Here is a 23,579-nt window from a genome sequence, read left to right on the forward strand (position 1 = left end):
GAAGAAGGCCATTTTTCATTTCACTTGAACATTGGCATCAGCATTGATAGAAGTTTTACTTGATTGAAAGGATGAGGACCATGACAGATTTTAGCTTGGAAACACGTCTCGTGCAGCTCGGCAACCGCAGCGACAAACAAACCGGAGCGGTCAATCCGCCCATTTACCTCTCGACCGCCTATGAACACGAAGGGCTCGGTAAATCGACTGGATATGACTATACCCGCACGAAAAACCCGACGCGAAACCTTTTAGAAGAGGGCATTGCAAACTTAGAAGGCGGTGATGCAGGGTTTGCCTGCAGTTCGGGTATGGCGGCGATCCAATTGGTCCTTTCCTTATTCCGTCCGAATGATGAAATCCTGTTACCTGAAGATATTTACGGCGGGACATACCGTTTGATGCAGCAATACGATGAAAATTACCATATCCGCCCGGTGTATGATGCTTTTACAGATGTGAAATCGACTGAAGCGAAAATCACCGCCAATACGAAAGCTATCTTTATCGAGACGCCGACCAATCCTTTGATGCAGGAAATCGATTTGATAGCCTACGCTGAACTGGCACAGCAGCATGATTTATTGCTGATTGTGGACAATACGTTTTTGACGCCGTTCCTGCAGCAGCCGCTCAAAATCGGTGCACATATCGTTCTTCACAGTGCGACCAAATATATCGGCGGACATAACGATGTGTTAGCCGGGCTCGTCGCAGCCAAAGGATTTGATCTTTGCGAAAAGCTCGCCACGGCACATAATTCAGCAGGTGCGGTGCTATCGCCGCTTGACTCCTGGTTATTGATCCGCGGCTTGAAGACTTTACCGCTGCGCATGCGCCAACACGAGTCAAACGCCCGTGAACTCGCGGAGTACTTGCAAAACCACAATGCCATCACGGAAGTGCTTTATCCAGGAAAAGGCGGCATGCTGTCGTTCCGCTTGCGCGAAGAGGAGTGGATCGGGGAGTTCCTTGAAAGCTTATCGCTGATTACGTTTGCCGAAAGCCTTGGCGGCGTCGAAAGTTTTATCACCTATCCTGCCACTCAAACCCATGCCGACATGCCGATTGCCGAACGCACAGCGCGCGGCGTTTGTAATCGCCTGCTCCGCTTTTCTGTAGGCGTAGAGCAGGCCGAAGATTTAATCGCTGATTTGACACAAGCCTTGGCCAAACTGGAAAAGGAGGTCGTTTCATATGAGTGAACGAATTGAAACGAAGCTGATTCATTCTGCAGGAATCGATCCATTAACAGGCGCAGTTAACGTGCCGATTTATTTATCATCGACGTTCCATCAGGAAAGCATTGATGCATTCGGGCCTTTTGATTACAGCCGCTCCGGCAACCCGACGCGCACTTCGCTCGAAGAAACGATTGCGAAACTTGAAGGCGGCGCCCGCGGCCTGGCCTTTTCTTCCGGCATGGCAGCCATTTCATCGGCGTTCATGCTGCTAGAAGCGGGCGATCACGTGCTCGTTTCAGAAGATGTTTACGGCGGAACATACCGCTTTATTACAGAAGTGCTTGAAAAGTTCAAAATCGACTTCACTTTTGTCGACATGACCGACCTTGGTGAAGTGGCTGCAGCATTCCAGTCCAACACAAAAGTCGTCTATATCGAAACACCGTCCAACCCAGTCATGAAAATCACCGATATTGAAATGGCTGCCAAACTCGCAAAAGCGAACGACGCACTGACATTTGTTGACAATACCTTCATGACGCCGCTCTATCAAAACCCTTTGGCGCTTGGTGCAGACATCGTGCTCCACAGCGCAACCAAATTTCTCTCCGGCCACAGCGATATCACTGCCGGGCTCGCAGTAACTAAAGACGCAGGACTCGGTGAGCAACTGGCGTTTATCCAAAATACGTTCGGAGCGGTTCTCGGGGCACAAGACGCTTTTACATTGATTCAAGGCATTAAAACACTCGGCGCCCGCACGAAACAATCAGGCGAGACGACTGCACGCATTGCAGACTATTTGAACAAGCATCCACTAGTCGAAGAAGTGTATTACCCAGGCTTTTCATTCCATCCCGGAAATCCGATCCATAAACGCCAAGCGACACACGCCGGCTGTATTCTATCATTCCGCTTAGCGGACAAAGACGCAGCACGCATTCTTGTAAAAGAACTGCAAATCCCCGTCTTTGCCGTGAGCCTTGGGGCCGTCGAATCGATCCTATCCTACCCTGCAACCATGTCTCATTCCGCTATGCCTCCTGCAGAACGGGAAAAACGCGGCATCACCGATGGCTTGCTGCGCTTTTCCGCAGGGCTTGAACATGCCGACGACTTGATTGCCGATTTTAGCCAAGCACTCGAAAAAATCGCCATAGCCAAAGGCGTCAGCATCGCTTTTTAATTCAATTCAATAAAACCGCCAGGCAAGCCATTTGAAATGACTTGTTAGGCGGTCTTTTTTTAAGAATGGATGCTTTTTGCTGTCTGGAAAATAGGCAAACAGCACAAAAAAGCCTGAATTCCAGGGGGAGGGGAATTCAGGCTTTTTTCGGTTTATCGCACTCTTGCAAGCACGACTAGAGTTACTTGCAATCTATAGGGATCAAAATCTTCCCATTAGTGAAGTTTCTTTTAAAGAACACTCTGCTGGACAGGTTCTTGGAGTGATACTTTTGCGACGCCGGTTTCCACAGCGGCCTTGGCTACAGCGTCTGCGACCGCTAGTGCTACACGTGTGTCGAATGGCTTCGGGATCACGTAATCTTCATGCAATTCATGGGTTGCAATCAACGATGCAATCGCTTCGACTGCCGCAATTTTCATGGCGTCATTGATATCGCTTGCCTGTACATCCAGCGCACCTCGGAACAATCCCGGGAACGCCAGGACGTTATTGACCTGGTTGGCGAAATCAGAACGGCCTGTCCCGATGACCCGTGCACCAGCTGATTTCGCTGCATGCGGCAAAATTTCAGGGTTCGGGTTCGCCATTGCAAAGATGATCGGGTCATCGTTCATTGAACGCACCATGCTCTCGGTCAAGGCACCTTCTGCCGAAACGCCGATAAAGACGTCGGCTCCGACGATTACATCGCCAAGTAGGCCTTGCTGCATGTCGTAGTTGCTCATTTCAGCGACTTCTTCTTTAAACGGATTCATGCCATTCGGGCGGCCTTTATAGATGGCGCCTTTCGTATCGCACATGACGATTTGGCCAAAACCGAATTTTGCCAGCAATTTGACGATGGCGATGCCGGCTGCTCCGGCACCGTTCACGACCACTTTCGTATCTTCAATTTCCTTCTCGACTAATTTCAGTGAATTGATAAGCCCAGCGAGTGTCACGATCGCAGTGCCATGCTGGTCGTCATGAAAGACCGGAATGTTCATTTCCTCTTTCAAGCGCTGTTCCACGATAAAGCAGGTCGGGGCAGCAATATCTTCCAGATTGACTCCGCCAAAGCCCGGCTCGAGCAGTTTCACGGTTCGGATGATTTCTTCAGCGTCGGTCGTATCCAGACAAATCGGGAATGCATCGACACCGGCAAATTCCTTGAACAACAAGGCTTTGCCTTCCATTACCGGCAAAGCTGCATGCGGGCCGATATTACCAAGCCCTAGGACCGCGGTGCCATCTGTGATGACCGCAACCGTATTGCCTTTCATCGTGTATTCATGCACCTTGTTTTGGTCGGCATGAATTTCTCGACACGGTGCTGCTACACCAGGAGAATAGGCGAGGCTCAAATCCCTTTCGTTATTTACAGCCACTTTTGAACGAATCTCCAATTTCCCTTGATGCCTTCTATGCAAGCTCAGCGAATCGTTTTTCAAATCGGTCATTTGCCTCATCTCCTTTTGAATATATTTGTTTATTATATCGTCTATCCGCTTAATTGAAAGACTTTTCTAACAATTCGGATTAATTTCAGCCTTTAGTCGGATAGAGAATTAAATAGTAAGCGCTTACTTGGAAGTTTTCTTGAAACCCCTTGGTTCAATGACACATTCGCAAATACAAAAAGCCCGCTGTCAAAGCGGGCTTTCGATGTTTACTATTATTATTTCTTTTTTTCAGCCAATTCTATGGACGCTAAAGTCGATGTGATCCAAAACTCTTCCGGGTCATCAGGATTAGCTCGGAACTCACGCTTCACTTCACCGAAACCTTCCACAAAATAGTTCCGGTTGATCGAGCCTTCTTCTTCCTGTTCTAGTACGAAGACGTCTTCAAAGTTCCGGTAAGGAGTTTCCAAGCTAGCACCGGTTTCCACTACTGTTGCATCTCCAATTTCTTGATCCTGTTCAATCGGGAATTCCAGGTAAGTCGAAATCACTTCAAGCGCTTGTAATTCTTCAAAGCTAGCCTCGAAATCTTCATAGAATTCACCTTCTTGTTTGACCAGTTCGATGCGGTCATCATGCAAGCGGAACACTTTTAGGCCGACCGTGCCGCCATTGTCTTCATAAGTCGCGACATGATTCGCCTCCATGTAGTCGGTTCTTAACGTGAACTCAGCAAATTCATTGCCATATCCCTCAAACCGGGCGGTGGAACCATCCTCCAAAAAATAATCGTATGGATCTACAGCGGTGCCTTCATCATCGTGGCTGTCCCCGCCCTTGCTGTCTTCTGTTTCAGTTTCTGCTTCCGGCTGATCTACCGCCTCGGTCGTTTCCTCCTCGACAGCTACCTCTTCCGGTTCTTGCTCCGTGGCCACATCCTGCGTGCCGCAGCCCGCAACGGTTAATATGAGTGCGAGCCCTCCCGCACCTACCCAATACTTCATCGACAATCCTCCTTTTTTAGAGTTGACGTTTGTAACTTTAAATAGTTACCGAATATTCAGTAAATATTTTGCAAAAAAATCGAATGCTCCCATCTCTTCATTGGCCTACTTCAGATGCAGCGAATCATGGTAAATCGGTTTTAAGTGAATATCATATTCTTTTCTTGCTTCGTTCAAATCGTAAATATTGCCTGGAAAAGCCGGATCTTCCAGTTTTTCGATCTGCTCGTGCACCAAATCGGCAAAATATACACCCACCGCGACGTCTTTTGGATATTTACGTTTTACTTCTTTAACGAAATCCTCCGTCAGCATTTGATTGAACGCGTGGTACAGTGCTGCGTTCACAACCGTCAACGAGTCTTTCGTGGCGTAAGAAACGACGTAATAGTTCCCGTAATCATCCTTCAATAAATCTCGTTCTGCTTGAATATCCATCCTCTCTCCTCCTTTTGAAGCTGTTAATTTTTCCATACCCTTAGACCGCTTAGCGGAAACGGACTTTCCACATGGTGGACACATAAAACGCCCCAGCCTCTACTTAAAAGACTGGAGCGTCCAGTTAATCGATCGCTTGCGGATATGAGATGGATACTTTTAAGTTGGCGTTGCGTTCACGGATTCGATCGAGCAAATCACGGTCTTTGACACCCGCTTTATTGCGTATGGCAAATGTATAAAGAATCATCGTGCCGAGATTGGTCGTCTCCACTTGCCGCAACTTGAATTCCTCGGTTTGCTCTACCAAAATATCATCCAATAATTGTTCATCATTCAAATTTTCAGGCACCATCACTTTCAGCATCTGCGTGCTGCGCCCTTGGCCATAATTGCTTTTAAACAACAAGTAAAAAACAGCGGAAGCAAACAGCGTCAGCGCAATTGCCAACTGAAACTGGAATAGTCCGGCAGTCATCCCGACACAAAGCCCGAAGAAAATATAGGCGATGTCTTTCGCATTCGTCACAGCACTGCGAAATCGAATCAACGAAAATACTGCAAACAAACCGAACGCCACTCCTGCATTGCCGCTGACCACGTTCATGACGACCGATACGACTACGCTCATCATGACGATCGTATGGACAAAATCCTGCGAATAACTTTCACCGGAAAACGTCAGTTGATACACCTGAGTGATGATCAAACTTAAAACAAGCGCAATCGCCATCGCGAACAAGCTCATCCAAATTGTCGATTCCCCGGTCTCTGTATTCACTGCAAATAAATTATTGATCATATCCATTAGAATATCCTCCTAAAGTTGTTTGTTCGACATCAGTCTTTTTGAACTCTCCTTTTGACAGTAGTTCCGTGCTTGTGCAAAACTTCGATGCACTGCGCTGTTCGCAGTCCAATTCCTGCAAGATGCGCACTAGCCAGAGCGGCACACTGTGGTCGACCTTTACTTCCATGATCACCAAATCGGGATCGATGAAATGTTCTCCGTATGGGCCTTTCTCCAATTGCAATTCGTCTTTCCGGCAGCGTAAATTGAAATCGAAAGTGATGCGCAGGTTGCTGTCATCCAATCCATGCATCGCATGTCGATCATATGCGACAACCATTGCCGGTTCGAGTCGGTAGAAGCGGCGGAAATAATCGATTTCCCTCAGCACTTGCGGATTGGACGTGTCATACTCATCGAGCGCTCCGTACGCATCCGTTTCCAAATAGCGGTAAGCTTCGCTTAACGGCATCGTCAACCTGCGCTTATGGACAACGTTTTTATGCTTTTGCTTTACTTCAAAAAAAGCGATGCCGTTCGGGTCGATCTGGCCGTAAACCCGCAAGCGTAGTTTCTGTCTATACTTCAATTTGTTTTTTGTCTCAAAATAAATGTCTCTCTCGGCATTGTCGAAATACAAACTGCTTACCGTGTAACGTCCATTCTCCCCGTTCTGGTCGTTGCGCATGTGATGCTTAAGTTTTTCTTTCAAACTCTCGTACTGCGTTGTCGTGATCAAATACTTTTGTTCACGCCTGCTGAAAATCTCAATAGCCATTTAGTTCCCTCCTCCAACTTTCATTGTTGATTAGCTATAAAACGAGTATAGCCAAGCTTACTGAGAAACTACTGAGATCATTATGAGAATTTACTGAGAAAATAAATGGATAATATTAACAAATAAATACACTTCTGGACAGGCCATACAACAAAAAATCCACCCGGCCTTTTAAATAGGCCAAGTGGACAAACGTTCAACTATTGAGCTGTACAAAATCACCGAATAAAGAAATGAGCAGCAAACTGACCGCTCCAACAGATACAGCTGCAATCAATCCGATGTAAAAAGGTCTCAAGCCCATGCCGCGAAATATTTTCAAGTTCGTGGATAAACCGACCCCCGCCATGGCAATCCCGAGCATATAGGTCGAACCGAACGAGCTCCAAAAGCTATAGAAACTTTCCCAACGGGTAGCACTGAAATAACCGAACGCTTCACCGCCAGAAGCAAGCGTGGCGTCTCCCATAGTCCGGACAAAAGATAAGAACAAAAACCCAAGAATGAAAAAAGGAAACAATTTATACCATTTCGGCATATTTCCACTAACGCGGCCTTCACTGCGGAAAAATAAATACGCAATCAACGGAATCACAACAATGATAAACAAGTTGCGCGTCAATTTGGTAATAGTCGCCACATCGAGCGCCAATGTCGAACCGTACATTTGTTCATACATAAGGGCAGCCCCGGTCACTTGTGCCGTATCATGTATGGCGGTTCCGAGAAACAGCCCAGCTTTAATCGGCTCTTCTGCAAAAAAGAAATGAGCCAAATACGGGTAAAACAACATGCCGAGCAATCCGAAAATGGTGATATTGGCGACAGCATATGAAATTTCATTTTCCTTGGCGCGTATGACCGGTGCCGTCGCCATAATCGCAGTAACGCCGCAAATGCCGGTGCCGTTCGCTATCAATGCACCGAGCCGATTCGACTGCCCCAACCGCTTTGTGAAGAACAAGGTAACGCCGATACCGACAGAAATACAGGCAATTATGAGCGGCAGCCCCCAAGCTCCGAGCGTCAAGGCCTCTGTCAAACTCAAGCGCAACCCGAGCAGGATGATGCCAATCCGCAGCGCATATTTCACCGCAAAGCCGACGCCTTCTATAAAGAACTCTTGTAAACCGATGGTATTGCGGATGAGGATGCCGATCAGGATTGCGACAAAAATTCCCGAAACCGGGCTTTTGCCACCTTCCGGCAAGAGCCCGGTTGCACCAAGTGCAACCCCGATAGCATCCGCACCGTAAATTCCAACAATAATGACCACTAAACAAATGGCCAGGCCGGGAAGCAGCCTGACCATTCGATGAACTTCTGTGTATTGTGACACACTCATCTGCTCCTTGCGAACCGTCTTTTATATCGTACTTATCGTACCACCAAAAAGCGGGTCCGTCTAAGGGAGCTTACTTTAAAATTTCTTCAATCAAATGAATGATGCGCTCTTGCTTGATCGGTTCCAAATCGGAACCCGAAGGCAAGCAGAGCCCTTGTTCGAATAATTTCTCACTGACAGCTGTTTTGCCGTGTGCATTATGCGAGTAAAATTTGCATCCCGCAAACAGCGGCTGCAGATGAAGCGGTTTCCAGACACGGCGCGACTCGATGTTTTCCGACTCTAGCCATTCCCGCAGTTGGTCCGGAGAACGTTCTGTTTTTTCCGGATCCAGCAGCATGACGCTCAGCCAGCGATTTGAACGGGTCCCTTCAAGTTCGGGCTGGAATTTTACTGCGGGATGGCTGCCGATTGCTGTAAAATAGCGGTTGTAGACATCCCGTCTTGCGCCGACGCGTAATTCAATCGCTTCCAATTGGGCGCGTCCGATTCCTGCCAGCACATTGCTCATCCGGTAATTATAGCCGACACGGCTATGTTCATAATAGGGGGCTTCGTCTTTCGCCTGGGAAGCAAGAAAGCGTGCTTTCGCAATGCTTCTACGATCATTTGAAACGAGCATGCCCCCTCCGGAAGTCGTGATGATTTTGTTTCCGTTAAACGAGAAAATCCCAAATGTTCCAAGACTTCCGGTTTTTCTCCCTTTATATGTGGAACCAAGTGATTCTGCGGCATCTTCGATGATCGGCACGCCATAATGGCTGCATAGGGCAATGAGCTCATCCATCCGGGCGCTTTGTCCATATATATGTACAATGATCACTGCCTTCGGAAGTTTGCCCTCCTGCTCTGCCGCTGCAAATGCTTTTTGCAAAGCCCATGGAGACATATTCCATGTCTCTTCCTCTGAATCGATAAATACCGGTTCAGCACCAGCATAAAGAATCGGGTTTGCACTCGCCACAAAGGTCAAACTCGAACAAAACACACGATCCCCTTTCCCTACGCCGAGCAATTGCAGTGCCAAATGGATGGCGGCTGTGCCGGATGATAACGCGGCTGCCGCATTCGTTGTCGCATAAGCCGCCACTTCCGTCTCGAACTGATTGACATTCTCACCCATCGGTGCAATCCAGTTGGATTCGAACGCCTGGGCAATATACTTTTGCTCGTTCCCAGTCATATGCGGTGCAGAAAGGAAAATCCGATCATCTGTTTGTTTGGCCGGAACCGGAAATGGCACAACCGACGCTCCTGTCTCTTGTCGAATGTTCATGTACAACAGCCTCCTCTAGTTTCATTTGCATGGTCATTCCATGCCGCACTCCTTTGGGCAAATGCGCTTGTTCAAGTTCAAATTATTGATGATCAATCCGCTAGATTCGGCTAGATCCATTTGTTTGACTTCGCGGCTGCGGACCGTAAAACGCATATCTGCGCCAAACACCTGGATCATTTCCTGCCTGATCTGCTGTTCCGAGTCGAATGGCAAGGGCGCATTCCCGTCGATCCAAATGAGAATTTCATCCAAGGAATTTTGAACAAATTGCATGGCGGGTGCCATCTCACGGAACTTTTCTTGAAGCGTTGCCAAATATAAGCTTGTCACTTTCCCCCTGCTCTTGGATTGGAGATATTCGGACTCAGGTACAGCAGGTCTGCGAACGACCGGATGGGCGCTGCCGCAAACACAAGGACAGGAAACAGGCAACAAGCGATCTCTGATCTCCAGACGGATCAGCGGCGTGCCTCTTGTATGGAAACGAGTCAGCAGAACTTTTCCGCATTCGGCAAATTCAAGAACGCCGGTGCGCATATTGAAATGCAAATTGCCAGATGCGCATTCATAGAGAAACGGCGAACGGTCGGATGCCATGCTCCAACGCCTGACCATGCACCCGAATGCACTTTCAATTTCTAGGCGTTCGGTTTCTGACAAGATGTCCGTTTCCACAAAGACCGCCGCTGGTTGAAAGGTCAAAATGATGCGATGGTCATTAATGAAACGGGATAAGGTCAATATCGCAGAGGGCAATCCATCGATGAAATCCGGTCTGAATTCATTTAAGTTTCGCACTACTTGCTCGATAAACGGTTCTCTGCAATGTTGTGCTGAGTAAAGGCGCTGGTTAAGGTAATAAATATCCCGCCAAAAAACTCCTTGTGTCTGCGTCTGCGGTACAAAATCGCCGTTATAGATTGTAGCGCGTTTCATTTCCAAATTAATCGCGCCGTTTTGTTTCCTGAAATGATCGATTGCCGCTGTTTGCTTCTGTATATCCAAATTCGTTAATTGGGGAAGCGACAATCCTGCTGCCGCATGAATAGTAGATGCCTCTTTTTTCCTTTGCGCTTGTGTACGGATTTCTTGGATACGCTGTTCAAAGAGCATTTCAGTGATAACCGGCAACTGCGTCAAGTCGGCCGCTGTTTGAATTTCTGAAGCTTTATTTCGATAAAGCTCCCGGTAAAATGGGCTATGCAGCGCAGCATGCTGGACTAGCGCTTGAAGCTCCTGATCTTGAAATTCCTGTTCTGCCTGCGAGTCTCTCTCATCCATTATGGAAAGCTGATGAAGAAAGCGATAATACCCTATGCCATAACGCTTTCTTGAGTTTGCATATTCCCAAAAACTCAGCAGCAGATTTTGAAGATAGATAGGAGAATTCCCGTATAACGCTGATGAAAGCAACTTCATTTCCCATCCCCCCTGTGACTATCACTCAATGCTACATTTATGCAAATTCCCCTTTGGATTTCCACTTTATATTCCGTTCGGGTTCTGTTAGTTTTTCCTCTTTCGGACGATTTGCGAGCTTCAGTAAAGTATTGCGGATTTCTTGTTCTTCCATTTCTGAAATCTTTTTTAGGATTCGGCTAATCTCGAGTTGGCTAATCGGTGTCGCTCTGCCGATGTGGATTTTTGGAAAGACTTTTTCCGACTGGATTTCACTCGGATCTAGCAGTTCTTCGTAAAGCTTTTCCCCCGGCCGCATGCCGGTATAGTTAATTTGGATTTCATCTTCTTCAAACCCTGATAAGCGGATCATATTGCGTGCCAAATCGACAATTTTCACAGGCTCACCCATATCAAGGACGAACACTTCCCCTCCTGAAGCGAGCATGCCGGCCTGGATGACCAAGCGCGACGCTTCCGGAATGGTCATGAAATAGCGTGTCATTTTCGGATCCGTGACCGTAATAGGCCCGCCTTTGGCGATTTGCTCGCGAAATAGCGGCACGACGCTGCCTCGCGAACCGAGTACATTGCCGAAGCGCACCGCAGCAAAGGTTGTTGTTTTAGAAGATGCAGCCAAGTTCTGGACAATCATTTCCGCAAAACGTTTAGAAGCCCCCATGATATTCGGTGGATTGACGGCTTTATCCGTAGAAATCATGACGAAATTTCCAACGCCATGGCGATCTGCGGCTTCTGCCACGTTCTTGGTTCCGAATATATTATTTTTGACCGCTTCGAGCGGATTTGCTTCCATTAATGGCACGTGCTTATGGGCCGCAGCGTGATAGATGATGTCGGGCTGGAATTTGCCGACCATCTGGAAAATCCGCTCGCGGTCTTGAATATCTGCAATGATCGGCACGATTTCGGTCTGTTTTGAAACCGATGCGCGGAGTTCACGATCGATTGTGTAGATGGAGTTTTCCCCGTGCCCAAGAAGCAGGATGCGCGCCGGTTTGAATACGCTGATTTGACGGCAAATCTCAGAGCCGATCGAACCGCCAGCACCAGTGACCATGATGCTTTTGCCTTCGATTTTCTCTGTGAGCTCCTCCATATCGAGCCGCACTTCCTCGCGTCCGAGCAAGTCCTCAATTTTCACATCCCGGATATCGCTGACTTTTACTTTGCCGACCATCAAATCCTCGATGCGCGGAATGGTCTGCACCTTTAATCCTGTCTCGATACAGACTTTCGTCACTTCTGCCATTTGCTTTTTGGATAGTGACGGGATGGCGATGACAATCTGGTCGACTTGGTGAGCTGAGGCCAAATGTGGAATCTCTGATATTGGACCGGAAACTTCCAATCCGAAAATTTCAAGTCCCCATTTGGTGCGATCGTCGTCGATAAAGATAATCGGTTTTCTACCCCATTGCGGATTTTGCTTCATTTGCCGCACGATCATCCGTCCTGCTTCTCCTGCTCCCACAACTAATGTGCGGCTCAACTGGCTCTCACCTGCCCGGGGCTCCCGTTCATGCAACATCCGGAAAGAAAAGCGCGATGCTCCCAAAAACAGGATAAGGAACATCCATGTCAGCACTAAGATGCGCCCGAACAACTCTCCTGTCTGTACAAACTGCATGACCGTCACGACAAACATCGTCAAAGTGACGGCCTTCACGATCGACTTCAGTTCATGGACTGAGGCATACGCCCAAACTTTCCGGTAAAGCCCGTAGTGCCAGGCAAAGGAATGATGGGCGATAAACAAGGTGATCGTCGTGAGCAGAAGCAATTGGTCCGACATGAAGTTATCGAATGGCAGCAAAAACAAATAACATAGATAAGTAGCTGAGAGGATGATCAGCGAGTCGATTATAAACAATGAAGTATAGCGTTTTTTAATCGTCATATCGTTAGCTCCTTCACCTCGCGTAGAGACCGCTTTTAGTTGTATTCATGACTGTAATAATGGTCTTTGCTGAGTTTGTAATTATTCATCACAACACCGACAATATACGCACGTGCTGTTGACAGGCTGTCGCGTGCTTTCAAGGCACTTTGCTTTTCCGTCTTGCCGGTATTGACAACCAGCACGGTGCCATCGCATTTGTTCGCCAATATTTTGGAATCGGTCACCGATAAAATCGGAGGAGAATCAAAAATGATTAAATCGTATCGCTGTTTCATCTCCACAATGAGTGAATCGAGTACGGGAGAGTCCAGCAATTCTGCCGGGTTATGTGGAATCTGGCCAGAAGTCAATAATTCCAGTCCAGGAATGCCGCTATCGCGTACGCTTTGCTCGAGTTCGCCCTTGCCAACAAGCAAATTCGACAATCCCGTCTGATTATTCAACTGGAATGTGTGATGCAAGGTCGGTTTGCGCATATCCGCATCGATAAGTAGCACTTTTTTTCCGGATTCGGCGAAAACGATTGCCATATTGGCGGAAGTCGTCGATTTCCCTTCTTCTTTAGAAGCAGATGTAAACAGCAAAGTTTTCATTTCCTTGCCGGGCAAAGAAAAATTAATCGTCGTCCGGATTGTCCGGTATTGTTCACTAATGACCGAGTTCGGCTTAGTACGTGCTACCAACTTTCGGGCGAGTGGCCGCTTTGACGCTGTCTGGTTCAACATTCTCATCCAACTCCATTCTGTCAGTATGTTTCGAAGGCTTTTCCGGCTTCCCCAAATCGCCGACCGGGCTTACGACACCAAGCACTTGCAGCCCGAGCAATTCTTCGATATCTTCTTCAGTTCTTACACTTGTATTCAATTGATCGAGCACAATGGCAAGGCCAGTGCCAAGCATAAAGCCGATAATCGCCCCTACCGCCATATTGAATAAAGGATCCGGCTTGATTGGCTGTGGATCCGCAGGCATTGTCGCAGGTGCCAGCACACTGACATTGTCGACACGCATCAAATTGCGGATTTCCCGTTCAAATACTTTAGCGGTTGTATTGGAAATCAAAACTGCCTGCTGTATGGAAGCATCTTCGACTTCCAATGTCACTACCTGGGAATCTTCAATGCTGGACACCGTAATCCGTTCGTTCAGTGATTGAACCGTTTCATTCAGCCCAAGTTCGCTGATGACTTCCGTTAATATGACCGGGCTCTTGATGATGACATTATAGGTGCTGATCAATTGAAGGTTGGTATCGATGTCTTGCATGCTGAACTCCTGGGCGTTTGCAGGCGCTTTATTGACCAGGATTTGTGTAGATGCCTGATACACCGGCTTCATCCACAAATAGCTGACCGCTCCCGCAATGGCGACAAAAGCGACAGTCATCGCAATTATGAGCGGCAACCGTTTTTTCAAGTTTTTCAGAAACTCTTTCATATTGAATGTGCTTTCCATATGCTTCACCTCATATCCCCTGCTACGGGGTGATTTTGCTTGTTCAATGGAGCTGTTTTTCTGCAAAGCGGCCGATGATCCACAAATGTAATGATTTTCCGTTATGTGCATTGAGCATTAAGATGATCCACAGCACTAACGCAATTGGCATTAGCAGCACTTCTGAGACCCAGCCCATCATCGGAGTCAGTCCCACTGCTGTGAATAAGGTGAAAAATAAAATCGAAACGTATACGGATTGAAATGCATGAAAACGGACAAAACGATTTTCCCGCTCCACCATCAGCAAAATGAAACCCGAGAAAAATCCTAGCAGATACGCCAAGGACCCGGCTACATGTTCCGAGAGCCCCAGTCCCGTAATGGAAGGCTGGGCGCCCGGAGCTTCCCGGCTTTGTTTGAAGACGGTCTGCTGTTCGAACTTCACAGGGGATTCATTCGTGATTTTGATTTTGTTCTCAATCATCTGCTTTTCCTCCTTGAGATCTGTCTTCCTATCGCTTAAGCCCAATACTAAAGAGAGCAGGTTAAAACAAAGTTAAATAATTTTACTAGTTTGCTTTATCTAAAAAAAACCGTTTTCTCCTTAATTTCTCTATAGCAGACAGGTTAATTTGCATAGTTCACACTCCATTACAGCTTGTGCGCTGTACATAATTCCGGAAAATAAAAAAATCGGCTCGTTAGCCTCATGGGCAACGAGCCGATTTTTCTGATTTAACTTGTAAACTTATAGCCGAATCCGCGAACCGTTTGAATATAGCGCGGTGACGCCGGATCGCTTTCAACTTTTCTCCGCAGATTGCTGATATGAACCTTCACTGTCTGGACATCCCCTTCGGAATAATACCCCCACACTTGATCGTATAATTGCTCAGCAGTCCATACCCGGTTTGGCGTCTGCGCCATTAACAGCAGCAGCTGAAATTCTTTATGGTAAAGTTTGACCGGCTTGCCTTTCACATACAGCTCTCGGGCATCCACGTGTATGTGGAGGTCGCCGAATTTTACGATCGACAGCTTGTCTTCTTCCCCGCTCTTCCAGCCATTGCGCCTTAAAATCGCTTTGATGCGCGCTTCAAGTTCCGTGAAATCGAAAGGCTTCGTAATATAATCATCACCGCCTACATCAAGTCCTTGAATTTTATAGGCCAATTCCTTGCGGTAGCTGACAAATAGAATCGGTGTCTTCGTTCGGATCCGAATTTTTTCGCACAGTTCCAAGCCGCTCATCCCGGGCATTTCGATGTCCAAACAAATTAGATCCGGATTTTCTTTCGACAGGACATTCATCGCTTCAAAACCATCTTCCGCTTCGAGCACCTTATAGCCTTTCTTCAATAAAAACAAGCGCATCAATTCACGGATTCCATCTTCATCTTCAACAATCAGTACAGTTGCAGTGTTCAAACCAATCCCTCCATTCCTTAATATCTCAACGGCAAGGCAATGATGAACGTACTGCCCACGCCTTCTTCACTTTCTGCCCAAATCTCGCCTTTATGCGATTGTATGATTTCTTTCGCTATCGCCAGCCCGAGACCGCTTCCCTTATATTGAATCGATTCATCAATTTTGAAGAATCGATCGAAAATATGCGGCAAAGCTTCGGCCTTGATACCGCACCCGTTATCTTCGACGCGAATCAATAGCTCAGCGTCGGCATCCAGCGAATCCAGCGCAGTCCCGGCCGCTTGTATGCTGGCAGTTAGAATGATGCGCCCTTCTTCAGCTGACGTATGCTTGACAGCGTTCCATAATAGATTGGAAAACACTTGATCGACGCGGTCCACATCGAGCAGCAACCGCCAGTCGGTGAGCAATTCTTTTTTATCCGGTCCGACAAACCGGAAGCTTCGTCCGCTTTGCGCAAGGTCGGATTCCATCGAGCCGGCTACCCGCTCCAACCACGAAGCGACGGGAATGTCGCCAAAGCGCAAGGTCATATTACCCGATTTGTATTTCGTCAACTCCACCAAGTCTTCTGTCAACCGCTCGAGCAGCAGCAGTTTTTTATGGATCATATCCAAATAACGTGGATTGTTTTCTTCTATCAAACTTTCTTTTACCGCTTGGATATAGCTGTGGATCAACGTAATCGGCGTGCCCAACTCATGCGAGATGGCAGATAGCATTTCGTTGCGCGATTTCTCCACTTCCTGAATTTCATCGTTGACTGTCAATAAATTCATATTGGTGATTTCCAAGGCCATCGTCCGTTCCTTGACATTTCGCTCAAGAAAGAAATTTAAATTGGTGATTTCCTGTGTCATGCTGCGGAGTGTCGCAAGCGTTTCCACACGCATCATGAACTCTTCCAAATCACATGGTTTGACTAAATAGTCGTTGGCGCCCGCACTGAACGCATTCGTCTTTTCTTTGACACCATCTTTATCGGACAGCATGAGAATCGGCAATTCCGTCAATGTCGCATTGAGACGAATCCGCTTGCATAGCTCATCTCCGCCCATATCCACTAATTCATCGTCGAGAACGACTAAATCAGCCAGGCGATTCTCTAAATGGACAAGCGCTTCTTCACCGCTGCTGACCCCTTGTGTTTTATAGCCTTCACTTTTAAGTTGATGCACAAGCATAAGGCGGTTCACTTCTTCGGCTTCTACGACGAGAATCCGCAATCCTTTTTTACCATCCTTGCTTTTTATGAGTGAGTCTGCGAGCTGCGAAGCCGTCAGTTCCTTGATATCATGCGTGTCTTCTTCCGGCTCACGTTCTTCTTCGGTCAGCGGCAGAGTGAACGTAAATGAGGATCCTTTGCCGATGACAGATTCCGCTTTCAACCAACCACCCTGCATCTCCACAAGCCGCTTGGTGATTTTCAAGCCCATGCCAAGTCCTAAATGGGGGATAGCCGTCTGGCTGGCTGGTTCAAACAATGCCTCTACTTGTTCTTCTTCCATTCCGTTTCCGGTGTCTTTCACGGTTATCGCCACTTGCTTTCTAATCGTTTTCGCCGAAATGATAATTTCGCCGCTTTCAGTATGTTCAACCGCATTGCCGACTAGATTATAAAGTACTTGCCGCACTCGTTCCGGATCGGCGATCGCTTCCGGAAAATCTTTAGGAATCGTATGCTTCAATACGACCTCACTATTTTTAAGAAGCGGTGTGCATAGGCGAATGACCGAATCGACGATTGCAGGCAGCTTCACTTTTTCGAAATGCAATGGTACGAGATGCTGCTTCGAACCCGAGAAATCCAGCGTCTCGTTAATCATGCGCGCCAGTTTCTTTCCGCTATCGGCGATCGTTTCCAGCTGCTGGATTGCCGAATGCGGCATCTTGCTATGGGCCGATTCCTGCAAAGACTCTGCGATGCCGACCATGCCGTATAATGGCGTCCGCAAACTATGCGAAGTAATGGCAAGCAATTCGTCCTTCCGCTCATTTGCCTGGCGCAGCCGATCGATTTCCAGACGCTGCCGCTCCGCCGCGTTGCGTTCTCGCTGCCGTTGTTCCTGCTTGCGTATTTTCTCCTTATCCCTTAAAGCACAAGCTGCAAATAACACGGCAAGTATGCCCATCAGCAACATACTATTTTGCACAATTAACGACACTGGCAAAACCGCTAGTTTATATAAGACGTTCAACACTGTCGCCAGAGAAAAAAACACGAGCGACACGATGTGATTTCTGGCATGCAATAAGCCTCTCTTCTTGCTTTGGAAACTAATCAACAAGCTAACGGCAAGCGTCGCAGCCAAGGCGAGCCATAACAGCAGCCGCGCCCATTCAATCGAAATGAATAACATCGTCAGCACAACTGCATTGAACACCAGCAAGGATTTGATCAGTCGATCGCTTTCCGGCAAATAGCGTTTCGTATTTAAAAAACCTTCAGTCAATAATAGGACAGATATCGTGGATAATCCGGTGACCAATAAAACAGTATGGCTATTCCACAAATTCAACTCTGGCCATATGACATCTAAACTGACACCTGCGGGCGAGGAAAACAGGAAAAATGAAGTGATTGCATAGAAGACAAAATACAAGTATGCGCGTTGCCGCAAAACGATGAAGCGGTAAATAAAATGTCCCACAAACAATAAACTTAACCCGCCGAGCCCTCCGACAATGGCAATTTGCTGTCTCGCCTGAATTTCAAACTCCTCTTTTTCCCAGATGGTAACGGGCAATTGAATGGGCGAATCCGATTCTACGCGCATCAAATAAATGATGGGTTCATTTAAGACAGGAACAATCGAAAACACTGCCGAACGATGGGTAATATCAGATTGCCCCCCTTCTCCTGCTTGCTCAACGGTAAATCCGCCATCATCGTTCGATGTGAATAAACTTACTTTGTCTACGCTAGACGATGTTAACTCGAGAAGCCATTCATGTTCAGTGTCAGCGAGATTCAATACTTCAAGCTTCAGCCAATACACCGAATTACTTAAACCGATATTCATCGGATATTCGCTGGCAGGCAAGAAATTCCACAAGTTGGGAGGCTTCAGTACCTCTTCCACTTCCAACTTACCCGTCGGATCTTCGAATACAGAAAGCTCGCTGCCCACCGGCAGTTGCTCTATGCCTTTTTCTAACACGAGTTGCCCCCCGCTATTCGTTGCCCCAGCTACAGATGGGGCGAAGACCGCAATGCAGCACATAAGAGAGAAGAGTAACGCGGTAGTTATCTTTCTAAAAGAATACCTCATCATACTGCACCTCTTTTTATTCGAATTATCAGTTAATTTTAATTTCAACATTTTACCATCCAGAATTCTTTTTACCCATGTACCTAATTCTAAAGGAGTGTTTTTGTATTTTTAAATACATATTATGGATATTAAATAGGTTTATTTATTTAATGAAATCATATCATTTATCACAGGAAAAGAAAACCATTTTAATTTCCGAATATTCAAATATATAGTTCGCCCTATTGTTTTTCAATTCATTTTTACCACTTAGTCCAAAAGCCACAAAAAAACCATAAGCTTTTCGCTTATGGCTGAAGTATTTCTATATCGCTTTGTTCCAATCCTTTTTGTTTATACATCGCTTTGTCCGCTTGTTTGAATATCGAAGAGACCGTTTCGCCGCTCGCGGACGCAACTGCAAAGCCGATACTGAAATCGACCGCCACCCACTCTTCGCCAATTTCCCAATCTCCGGCAAGCGCCCTGTGGATTTGCTCCACAGCCCGCTTAGCTTCATAAGGGGTTTTTGCGCTTTCCAATAGCACGACAAATTCATCGCCGCCCATTCGCGCTGGCATAAATTCAGCACGCTCCAATGAAGACAAACGTTGTGCGAACAGCTTCAATACCTTATCTCCCGCTTCATGGCCATATTTGTCATTTATTTTCTTGAAATCATCTAGATCAAGGACGGCTAACGCAATGGAGGATTCTTCCTGTGCACGTTCCGCAAGCTTCGCTGAACTATATTCCTGGAAATATCGCCGGTTCGGCAATCCCGTCAAAACATCATGGAATGCGTAATACTCCAACTGCTGTTCGTGTTTTTTCTGGACTGAAATATCGCGGACTATCATGACCATGTGGGAAAATGCACCCTCTTGGTCATAGACTGGAGTACCGTTCATTTCTGTCCAGATCCATCCGCGGTGTTGATGATCGATCCGCAATTGCAGTGAATAAGGTCGTGCCTCTTGCACCGCCAGCTGGAATTGCTCATCGACGTGTGGCAAATCTTCCGGATGGACATTAAAAAACGGCTGTTGGCTTTCGACTTCTTCAGGTGGAATGCCGAAAATTTCAGTGCTCGATGGCGAGACATATAAGTATTGCTTTTGCCGATTCATTAAAACAATGACATCATAGACATTCTCTGCCATGACACGGAAGTTTCTCTCGCTCTCCAAATACTTACTTACCAACAGATCTAGTTCTGTCATGTCTTTCGCCATCAAATAAAAGCCCGTCACTTCGTGTTGAACGATGATGGGAATAAGCTTCATTACACAGGCGATCGTATCTCCTTCTTTACTCGTTAAGTGAAGGCGATGGTCATTATAAATGCCATCTATCGCTTCTTCAAACATTAGCTGCGCACGGCCGACATCCTCTGCCTCAATCAGTACAGAGAAATCAGCTCCGGCAAGTTCACTCAATGGCCATTTCACAAGCAGCCTTGCTCTTTGGTTGCCCCCATTCAATTTGCCTTGCAAGGTCAGCGTCAATACCGCATCTCCATTGCTTTCAAACAAAGATCGATACTTAGCATTACTTTCTTCGAGTCGCTTTAATGCTTCCTCGCGCGCATGCTTCGCAAGCTTTTCTTGAGTCACGTCATTGACCACACTGACCACATGACTGCACTTCCCAGTGTCATCATACATCGGCGTTAAACGCGACTTGGAATAACGACGCTCCCCGTTCGGTGCACGATAGGAATCTTCATAGAATATACTCGTCCCGCTTGACCGCGCCATTTCATAATACCGAATCAACGCATCCGCCACTGGTTTGTCATGCACTTCAAAAAATGTTTTACCGATGGCAGTGTCGTCGAGTCGAGTATGGGTTTTACAGCATCATTAATACATTCATACACCCAGCCCGCCTCTTCGACTTTGACGATAAACACCATTTCCTCTATACCTTCAAGCAAAACACGCTCTAGTGACAACCTGCCAGACTTGTTTCCCATAAAAAAGTCCCCCTGTTTCCCTAATAACTTTACCAAAATTCACTTTTCTACATCTTATCAGATTATCCGCGAAACAGAAACTTTTTACCTACCCGCAGATTCCTTGTACTCATTCCGTCCGAAGAAATATTGGTTCAACAGAACTATACTGAATAAGCACATCAAAAGCCAATTCTCACTGCTTCCGTTATAATTATTATAAAAAGGAGGGCTTCGTATGTGCTTGATCAATTTGCAATTCCAGCAGCACCCACGCTATAAATTAATTGTCGCAGCTAACCGCGATGAGTTTTACGGACGCCCTGCACAAGCAGCCCATTTTTGGAAAGACGCTCCCGGCATATTAGCAGGACGCGATTTGAGCCAGATGGGCACGTGGCTAGGCGTCAACAAATCCGGACGCTTTGCGGCATTGACGAATTACCGCGATCCTGAACATATGGCTGCCGGCGCAAAATCACGCGGCGAGCTGGTGACACAATTTCTTAAAGGCCATATCTCACCAGAAACCTATTTGCAAGCGATTGATGACCGCCAGTATGCCGGATTCAATTTAATCGCCGGCGATGCGGATGGCCTTTACTATTACAACAATATCCATAGGGAGCCGGTCAAAGTACTTCCAGGAACACACGGCTTAAGCAATCATTTCTTGAATACCCCTTGGCCGAAAGTAGAACGCGGAAAAGAAAAGCTCGAGGCATATGTCTCATTAAACGAAGATATACAACTCGATCGATTATTCGAAATTCTGGCAGATGCCGAGCAGGCGAGCGACGACCGGCTACCCGAAACGGGCGTTGGATTGGAATTAGAGCGTGCACTTTCTCCGATGTTCATCAAGATGCCCGATTACGGCACACGCTCGGCAACAGTTCTGTTGATTGACCACGAAGGTCTTGTCACATTTGCAGAACGAAGCTACGAAAACGGAGAGTTTCGCGAAGACCGGAAGTATGAATTTCAGATTTCTTGAACAAAGCTCATTTTCAAACATAACGATGACACTTCAGGGGCCCGCTGGATGCGGGTCATGCAACTGATGCGATAGGACGTCCTGTCAATGTGCGGAAATGGAAAGCTGAATCAGGAAAGATGTGTTAGGCTTTTCATGTATAACTAGCTTGTACTATGAGACTACGCTTCAATGGCTGCTTTCCGGGGGGCGGGTGTTGAGCCAATGTGCCGCCAAGGACGCGGCACATTTGTCTCGCCAGCCCGCGCAGTCCCCCAGGAGTCAGCCATTTCCGCTCCGTCTCTAAATTTAAAAAGTTGAAAGTTTCTTCATTCTTCCAAATTAGTGTGTGGAGAAAGAGATCCCTCTGTGGTGACGTTTGGTACTGCACGATTTTCCTGATAGTTAGAGAGGTGCAATAAGTTTTAACATCCACTTTTGAGCAATGCCCATTTACTTTTCTGGACGCCCGACTAAGGAAGTGATTCCCCAAACAGCGGACAAAACTTCAAAGAAAGCTCATCCTTAACAAACTAAAGTCAATGAAATATCCAAGCCGCCTAGCACCAAGGGTGAGCCGAAGCAATGAGACAAGCGCTTTTCTTGGCTCATTGCGAAAGGCCATCCCAAAGCCAGGCGGCGATTACATTTTGTGATGCTCAAACAGAGGCGAAAACATTTCCACACACTACTTCCATCTCATTGCATCCCGACCCGATCCAAGGAAGCGATTCCCCAAGCAACGAATGCCCAATCAAAGAAATCTCCACTTTAACCGGCCAGTCCCAAAGAAAATGAAAAGCCGCCTAGCGCCAAGGGTGAGCCGAAGCAATGAGACAAGCGCTTTTCTTGGCTCATTGCGAAAGGCCATCCCAAAGCCAGGCGGCGGATTTCTAACTGATGCCTCTAACAACCAAGCAGACATCTCCGCAATCTAATTCTAGCTCCCCCATCCAGATCACATTCTAAGAAAGCGATTTCCCAACCAACGAATACCCACCCAAAGAAAGCTCCACTTTAACTGGCTAGTCCCAAAGAAAATGAAAAGCCCCCTAGCGCAAACGGGTGGGCCGAAGCAATAAGACAGTTGTTCTTGCTGGCTTATTGCGTGTGGCCATCCCAAAGCAAAGCGGCGGATACTTACGTGATGGCTCGAACAAACAACTACACATCTCCGCACATCATTTCCAGCTCACTTTTCCCCGATCTGATTCTAGAAAAGTGATTTCCCAACCAGCAGACGAACACTTTCTCCTTGTTTTTCAACAAAAAAAGCCAAGCAACATGCACTCGGCTTTTCGTACTTATGCAAAATCGACGCCCATGCTTTCGAAAAGGCGCTTGTATTCAGGATACCAACGATCCCATTCAGCCGTGCGCTCGATGCCGTGCCCGTCAAGAATCGCTTCCATTATATCGAGTGCGACATGCCACCCAGCAACGTCTTTAGGCGTTTGACCCGTTATATCCGGCAAAGTTTCGATCATGCGCACATTGGTGCCGTTCTCTGCAGGCGTCAACTCAAAATGAACATGGTCGTCGCCCCACTCGAAGGCGAGAATTTTGCCTTGTTCATATTGTGTAATAGGAAACTCTTTCTTTTTCCCGTGCCCCATAGCTAGTGTCAAATGGCCGGATTCGCCTTCTTGTGCCATTTGAAGCCCCGAGAACCATCGATTGATCTTGTGATTATTTGTCAGCATTGCCCACACCTGCTCAGGCGGATGGTTAAAATGCCTTTCGAATGTTGCGTTGTAACCGGTGGGATTTTTGGTGATTTCTGCTGTCATTGAAATTCCTCCTCCACTCGTAT

Annotated in this window: 20 protein-coding genes; 3 read left to right on the top strand and 17 right to left on the bottom strand. The window is 47.0% G+C overall.

Going from position 1 to position 23,579, the window contains the following annotated elements; all coding sequences use genetic code 11:
* The first annotated feature begins 80 nt into the window (after positions 1–80).
* The gene (locus ACFO5U_RS07920; protein ID WP_377278204.1) at positions 81–1,205 is read left to right on the top strand and encodes a methionine biosynthesis PLP-dependent protein; all 1,125 of its coding nucleotides are present in this window, start codon (positions 81–83) and stop codon (positions 1,203–1,205) included.
* Positions 1,198–2,370 (top strand): aminotransferase class I/II-fold pyridoxal phosphate-dependent enzyme, encoded by a 1,173-nt coding sequence (locus tag ACFO5U_RS07925; RefSeq protein WP_377278206.1) that lies wholly within the window; start codon positions 1,198–1,200, stop codon positions 2,368–2,370. Before ACFO5U_RS07920 ends, ACFO5U_RS07925 begins: the two co-directional genes overlap by 8 nt.
* A 230-nt stretch (positions 2,371–2,600) precedes the next feature.
* Here the strand turns inward: ACFO5U_RS07925 and ystJ are convergent, their stop codons facing one another.
* From ystJ to ACFO5U_RS08005, 16 genes are all read right to left on the bottom strand, one after another.
* A complete protein-coding gene (ystJ, locus tag ACFO5U_RS07930) occupies positions 2,601–3,812 on the bottom strand; it encodes an NADP-dependent malic enzyme (RefSeq protein WP_377278208.1) in 1,212 nt (403 codons plus the stop codon).
* A gap of 218 nt (positions 3,813–4,030) precedes the next feature.
* Positions 4,031–4,759: a hypothetical protein gene (locus ACFO5U_RS07935; protein WP_377278210.1), complete on the bottom strand. Its 729-nt coding sequence runs from the start codon at positions 4,757–4,759 to the stop codon at positions 4,031–4,033.
* A 105-nt stretch (positions 4,760–4,864) separates the two neighbouring features.
* Complete coding sequence (locus ACFO5U_RS07940) at positions 4,865–5,197, bottom strand: hypothetical protein (RefSeq protein WP_377278212.1); 333 nt, start codon at positions 5,195–5,197, stop codon at positions 4,865–4,867.
* A gap of 124 nt (positions 5,198–5,321) precedes the next feature.
* Positions 5,322–6,005 (bottom strand): DUF4956 domain-containing protein, encoded by a 684-nt coding sequence (locus tag ACFO5U_RS07945; RefSeq protein ID WP_377278214.1) that lies wholly within the window; start codon positions 6,003–6,005, stop codon positions 5,322–5,324.
* Complete coding sequence (locus tag ACFO5U_RS07950; protein WP_377278216.1) at positions 5,989–6,765, bottom strand: polyphosphate polymerase domain-containing protein; 777 nt, start codon at positions 6,763–6,765, stop codon at positions 5,989–5,991. Before ACFO5U_RS07950 ends, ACFO5U_RS07945 begins: the two co-directional genes overlap by 17 nt.
* Before the next feature lie 196 nt (positions 6,766–6,961).
* The gene (locus ACFO5U_RS07955) at positions 6,962–8,104 is read right to left on the bottom strand and encodes a YeiH family protein (protein ID WP_377278218.1); all 1,143 of its coding nucleotides are present in this window, start codon (positions 8,102–8,104) and stop codon (positions 6,962–6,964) included.
* Between the two features lie 76 nt (positions 8,105–8,180).
* Positions 8,181–9,293 (bottom strand): aminotransferase class I/II-fold pyridoxal phosphate-dependent enzyme, encoded by a 1,113-nt coding sequence (locus tag ACFO5U_RS07960; protein ID WP_377279476.1) that lies wholly within the window; start codon positions 9,291–9,293, stop codon positions 8,181–8,183.
* Positions 9,294–9,419: 126 nt separating this feature from the next.
* Positions 9,420–10,808 (bottom strand): phenylacetate--CoA ligase family protein, encoded by a 1,389-nt coding sequence (locus tag ACFO5U_RS07965; protein WP_377278220.1) that lies wholly within the window; start codon positions 10,806–10,808, stop codon positions 9,420–9,422.
* 37 nt (positions 10,809–10,845) lie between these two features.
* Positions 10,846–12,708, bottom strand: coding sequence for a polysaccharide biosynthesis protein (locus ACFO5U_RS07970; protein WP_377278222.1), 1,863 nt, complete (start codon positions 12,706–12,708; stop codon positions 10,846–10,848).
* Positions 12,709–12,743: 35 nt separating this feature from the next.
* Positions 12,744–13,442 (bottom strand): CpsD/CapB family tyrosine-protein kinase, encoded by a 699-nt coding sequence (locus ACFO5U_RS07975; protein ID WP_377278224.1) that lies wholly within the window; start codon positions 13,440–13,442, stop codon positions 12,744–12,746.
* Positions 13,378–14,166 carry a YveK family protein gene (locus ACFO5U_RS07980; RefSeq protein ID WP_377279477.1) on the bottom strand — a complete coding sequence of 263 codons (789 nt, stop codon included), beginning with the start codon at positions 14,164–14,166 and terminating at the stop codon, positions 13,378–13,380. The genes ACFO5U_RS07975 and ACFO5U_RS07980 overlap by 65 nt, the downstream gene beginning before the upstream one ends.
* A 43-nt stretch (positions 14,167–14,209) precedes the next feature.
* Positions 14,210–14,632 carry a DUF4870 domain-containing protein gene (locus ACFO5U_RS07985; RefSeq protein ID WP_377278226.1) on the bottom strand — a complete coding sequence of 141 codons (423 nt, stop codon included), beginning with the start codon at positions 14,630–14,632 and terminating at the stop codon, positions 14,210–14,212.
* A gap of 251 nt (positions 14,633–14,883) precedes the next feature.
* Positions 14,884–15,576: a response regulator transcription factor gene (locus tag ACFO5U_RS07990; RefSeq protein ID WP_377278228.1), complete on the bottom strand. Its 693-nt coding sequence runs from the start codon at positions 15,574–15,576 to the stop codon at positions 14,884–14,886.
* A 17-nt stretch (positions 15,577–15,593) separates the two neighbouring features.
* Positions 15,594–18,740, bottom strand: a complete 3,147-nt coding sequence (locus ACFO5U_RS07995) for an ATP-binding protein (RefSeq protein WP_377278229.1) — start codon at positions 18,738–18,740, stop codon at positions 15,594–15,596.
* A 401-nt stretch (positions 18,741–19,141) separates the two neighbouring features.
* Positions 19,142–20,611, bottom strand: coding sequence for a diguanylate cyclase domain-containing protein (locus ACFO5U_RS08000; RefSeq protein ID WP_377278231.1), 1,470 nt, complete (start codon positions 20,609–20,611; stop codon positions 19,142–19,144).
* Complete coding sequence (locus ACFO5U_RS08005) at positions 20,608–20,811, bottom strand: hypothetical protein (RefSeq protein WP_377278233.1); 204 nt, start codon at positions 20,809–20,811, stop codon at positions 20,608–20,610. Before ACFO5U_RS08005 ends, ACFO5U_RS08000 begins: the two co-directional genes overlap by 4 nt.
* Positions 20,812–21,028: 217 nt before the next feature.
* Between ACFO5U_RS08005 and ACFO5U_RS08010 the strand changes: the two genes are divergently transcribed.
* Positions 21,029–21,787, top strand: a complete 759-nt coding sequence (locus ACFO5U_RS08010; protein WP_377278235.1) for an NRDE family protein — start codon at positions 21,029–21,031, stop codon at positions 21,785–21,787.
* Between the two features lie 1,283 nt (positions 21,788–23,070).
* Here ACFO5U_RS08010 and ACFO5U_RS08015 read toward each other — a convergent pair.
* Positions 23,071–23,556: an SRPBCC family protein gene (locus tag ACFO5U_RS08015; protein WP_377278237.1), complete on the bottom strand. Its 486-nt coding sequence runs from the start codon at positions 23,554–23,556 to the stop codon at positions 23,071–23,073.
* Positions 23,557–23,579 lie beyond the last annotated feature (23 nt).

Source organism: Planococcus dechangensis (assembly GCF_042654465.1).
GTDB lineage: Bacteria > Bacillota > Bacilli > Bacillales_A > Planococcaceae > Planococcus > Planococcus dechangensis.

What these genes read in the sequence shown, in the direction of transcription:
- ACFO5U_RS08005 (WP_377278233.1), bottom strand. Translation starts at nt 20,811, where the DNA reads ATGGGAAACAAGTCTGGCAGGTTGTCACTAGAGCGTGTTTTGCTTGAA.
- ACFO5U_RS07925 (WP_377278206.1), top strand. Translation starts at nt 1,198, where the DNA reads ATGAGTGAACGAATTGAAACGAAGCTGATTCATTCTGCAGGAATCGAT.
- ystJ (WP_377278208.1), bottom strand. Translation starts at nt 3,812, where the DNA reads ATGACCGATTTGAAAAACGATTCGCTGAGCTTGCATAGAAGGCATCAA.
- ACFO5U_RS07970 (WP_377278222.1), bottom strand. Translation starts at nt 12,708, where the DNA reads ATGACGATTAAAAAACGCTATACTTCATTGTTTATAATCGACTCGCTG.
- ACFO5U_RS07980 (WP_377279477.1), bottom strand. Translation starts at nt 14,166, where the DNA reads ATGGAAAGCACATTCAATATGAAAGAGTTTCTGAAAAACTTGAAAAAA.
- ACFO5U_RS07960 (WP_377279476.1), bottom strand. Translation starts at nt 9,293, where the DNA reads ATGACTGGGAACGAGCAAAAGTATATTGCCCAGGCGTTCGAATCCAAC.
- ACFO5U_RS07965 (WP_377278220.1), bottom strand. Translation starts at nt 10,808, where the DNA reads ATGAAGTTGCTTTCATCAGCGTTATACGGGAATTCTCCTATCTATCTT.
- ACFO5U_RS07935 (WP_377278210.1), bottom strand. Translation starts at nt 4,759, where the DNA reads ATGAAGTATTGGGTAGGTGCGGGAGGGCTCGCACTCATATTAACCGTT.
- ACFO5U_RS08010 (WP_377278235.1), top strand. Translation starts at nt 21,029, where the DNA reads ATGTGCTTGATCAATTTGCAATTCCAGCAGCACCCACGCTATAAATTA.
- ACFO5U_RS07950 (WP_377278216.1), bottom strand. Translation starts at nt 6,765, where the DNA reads ATGGCTATTGAGATTTTCAGCAGGCGTGAACAAAAGTATTTGATCACG.
- ACFO5U_RS07945 (WP_377278214.1), bottom strand. Translation starts at nt 6,005, where the DNA reads ATGGATATGATCAATAATTTATTTGCAGTGAATACAGAGACCGGGGAA.
- ACFO5U_RS07920 (WP_377278204.1), top strand. Translation starts at nt 81, where the DNA reads ATGACAGATTTTAGCTTGGAAACACGTCTCGTGCAGCTCGGCAACCGC.
- ACFO5U_RS07985 (WP_377278226.1), bottom strand. Translation starts at nt 14,632, where the DNA reads ATGATTGAGAACAAAATCAAAATCACGAATGAATCCCCTGTGAAGTTC.
- ACFO5U_RS07975 (WP_377278224.1), bottom strand. Translation starts at nt 13,442, where the DNA reads ATGAGAATGTTGAACCAGACAGCGTCAAAGCGGCCACTCGCCCGAAAG.
- ACFO5U_RS08015 (WP_377278237.1), bottom strand. Translation starts at nt 23,556, where the DNA reads ATGACAGCAGAAATCACCAAAAATCCCACCGGTTACAACGCAACATTC.
- ACFO5U_RS07940 (WP_377278212.1), bottom strand. Translation starts at nt 5,197, where the DNA reads ATGGATATTCAAGCAGAACGAGATTTATTGAAGGATGATTACGGGAAC.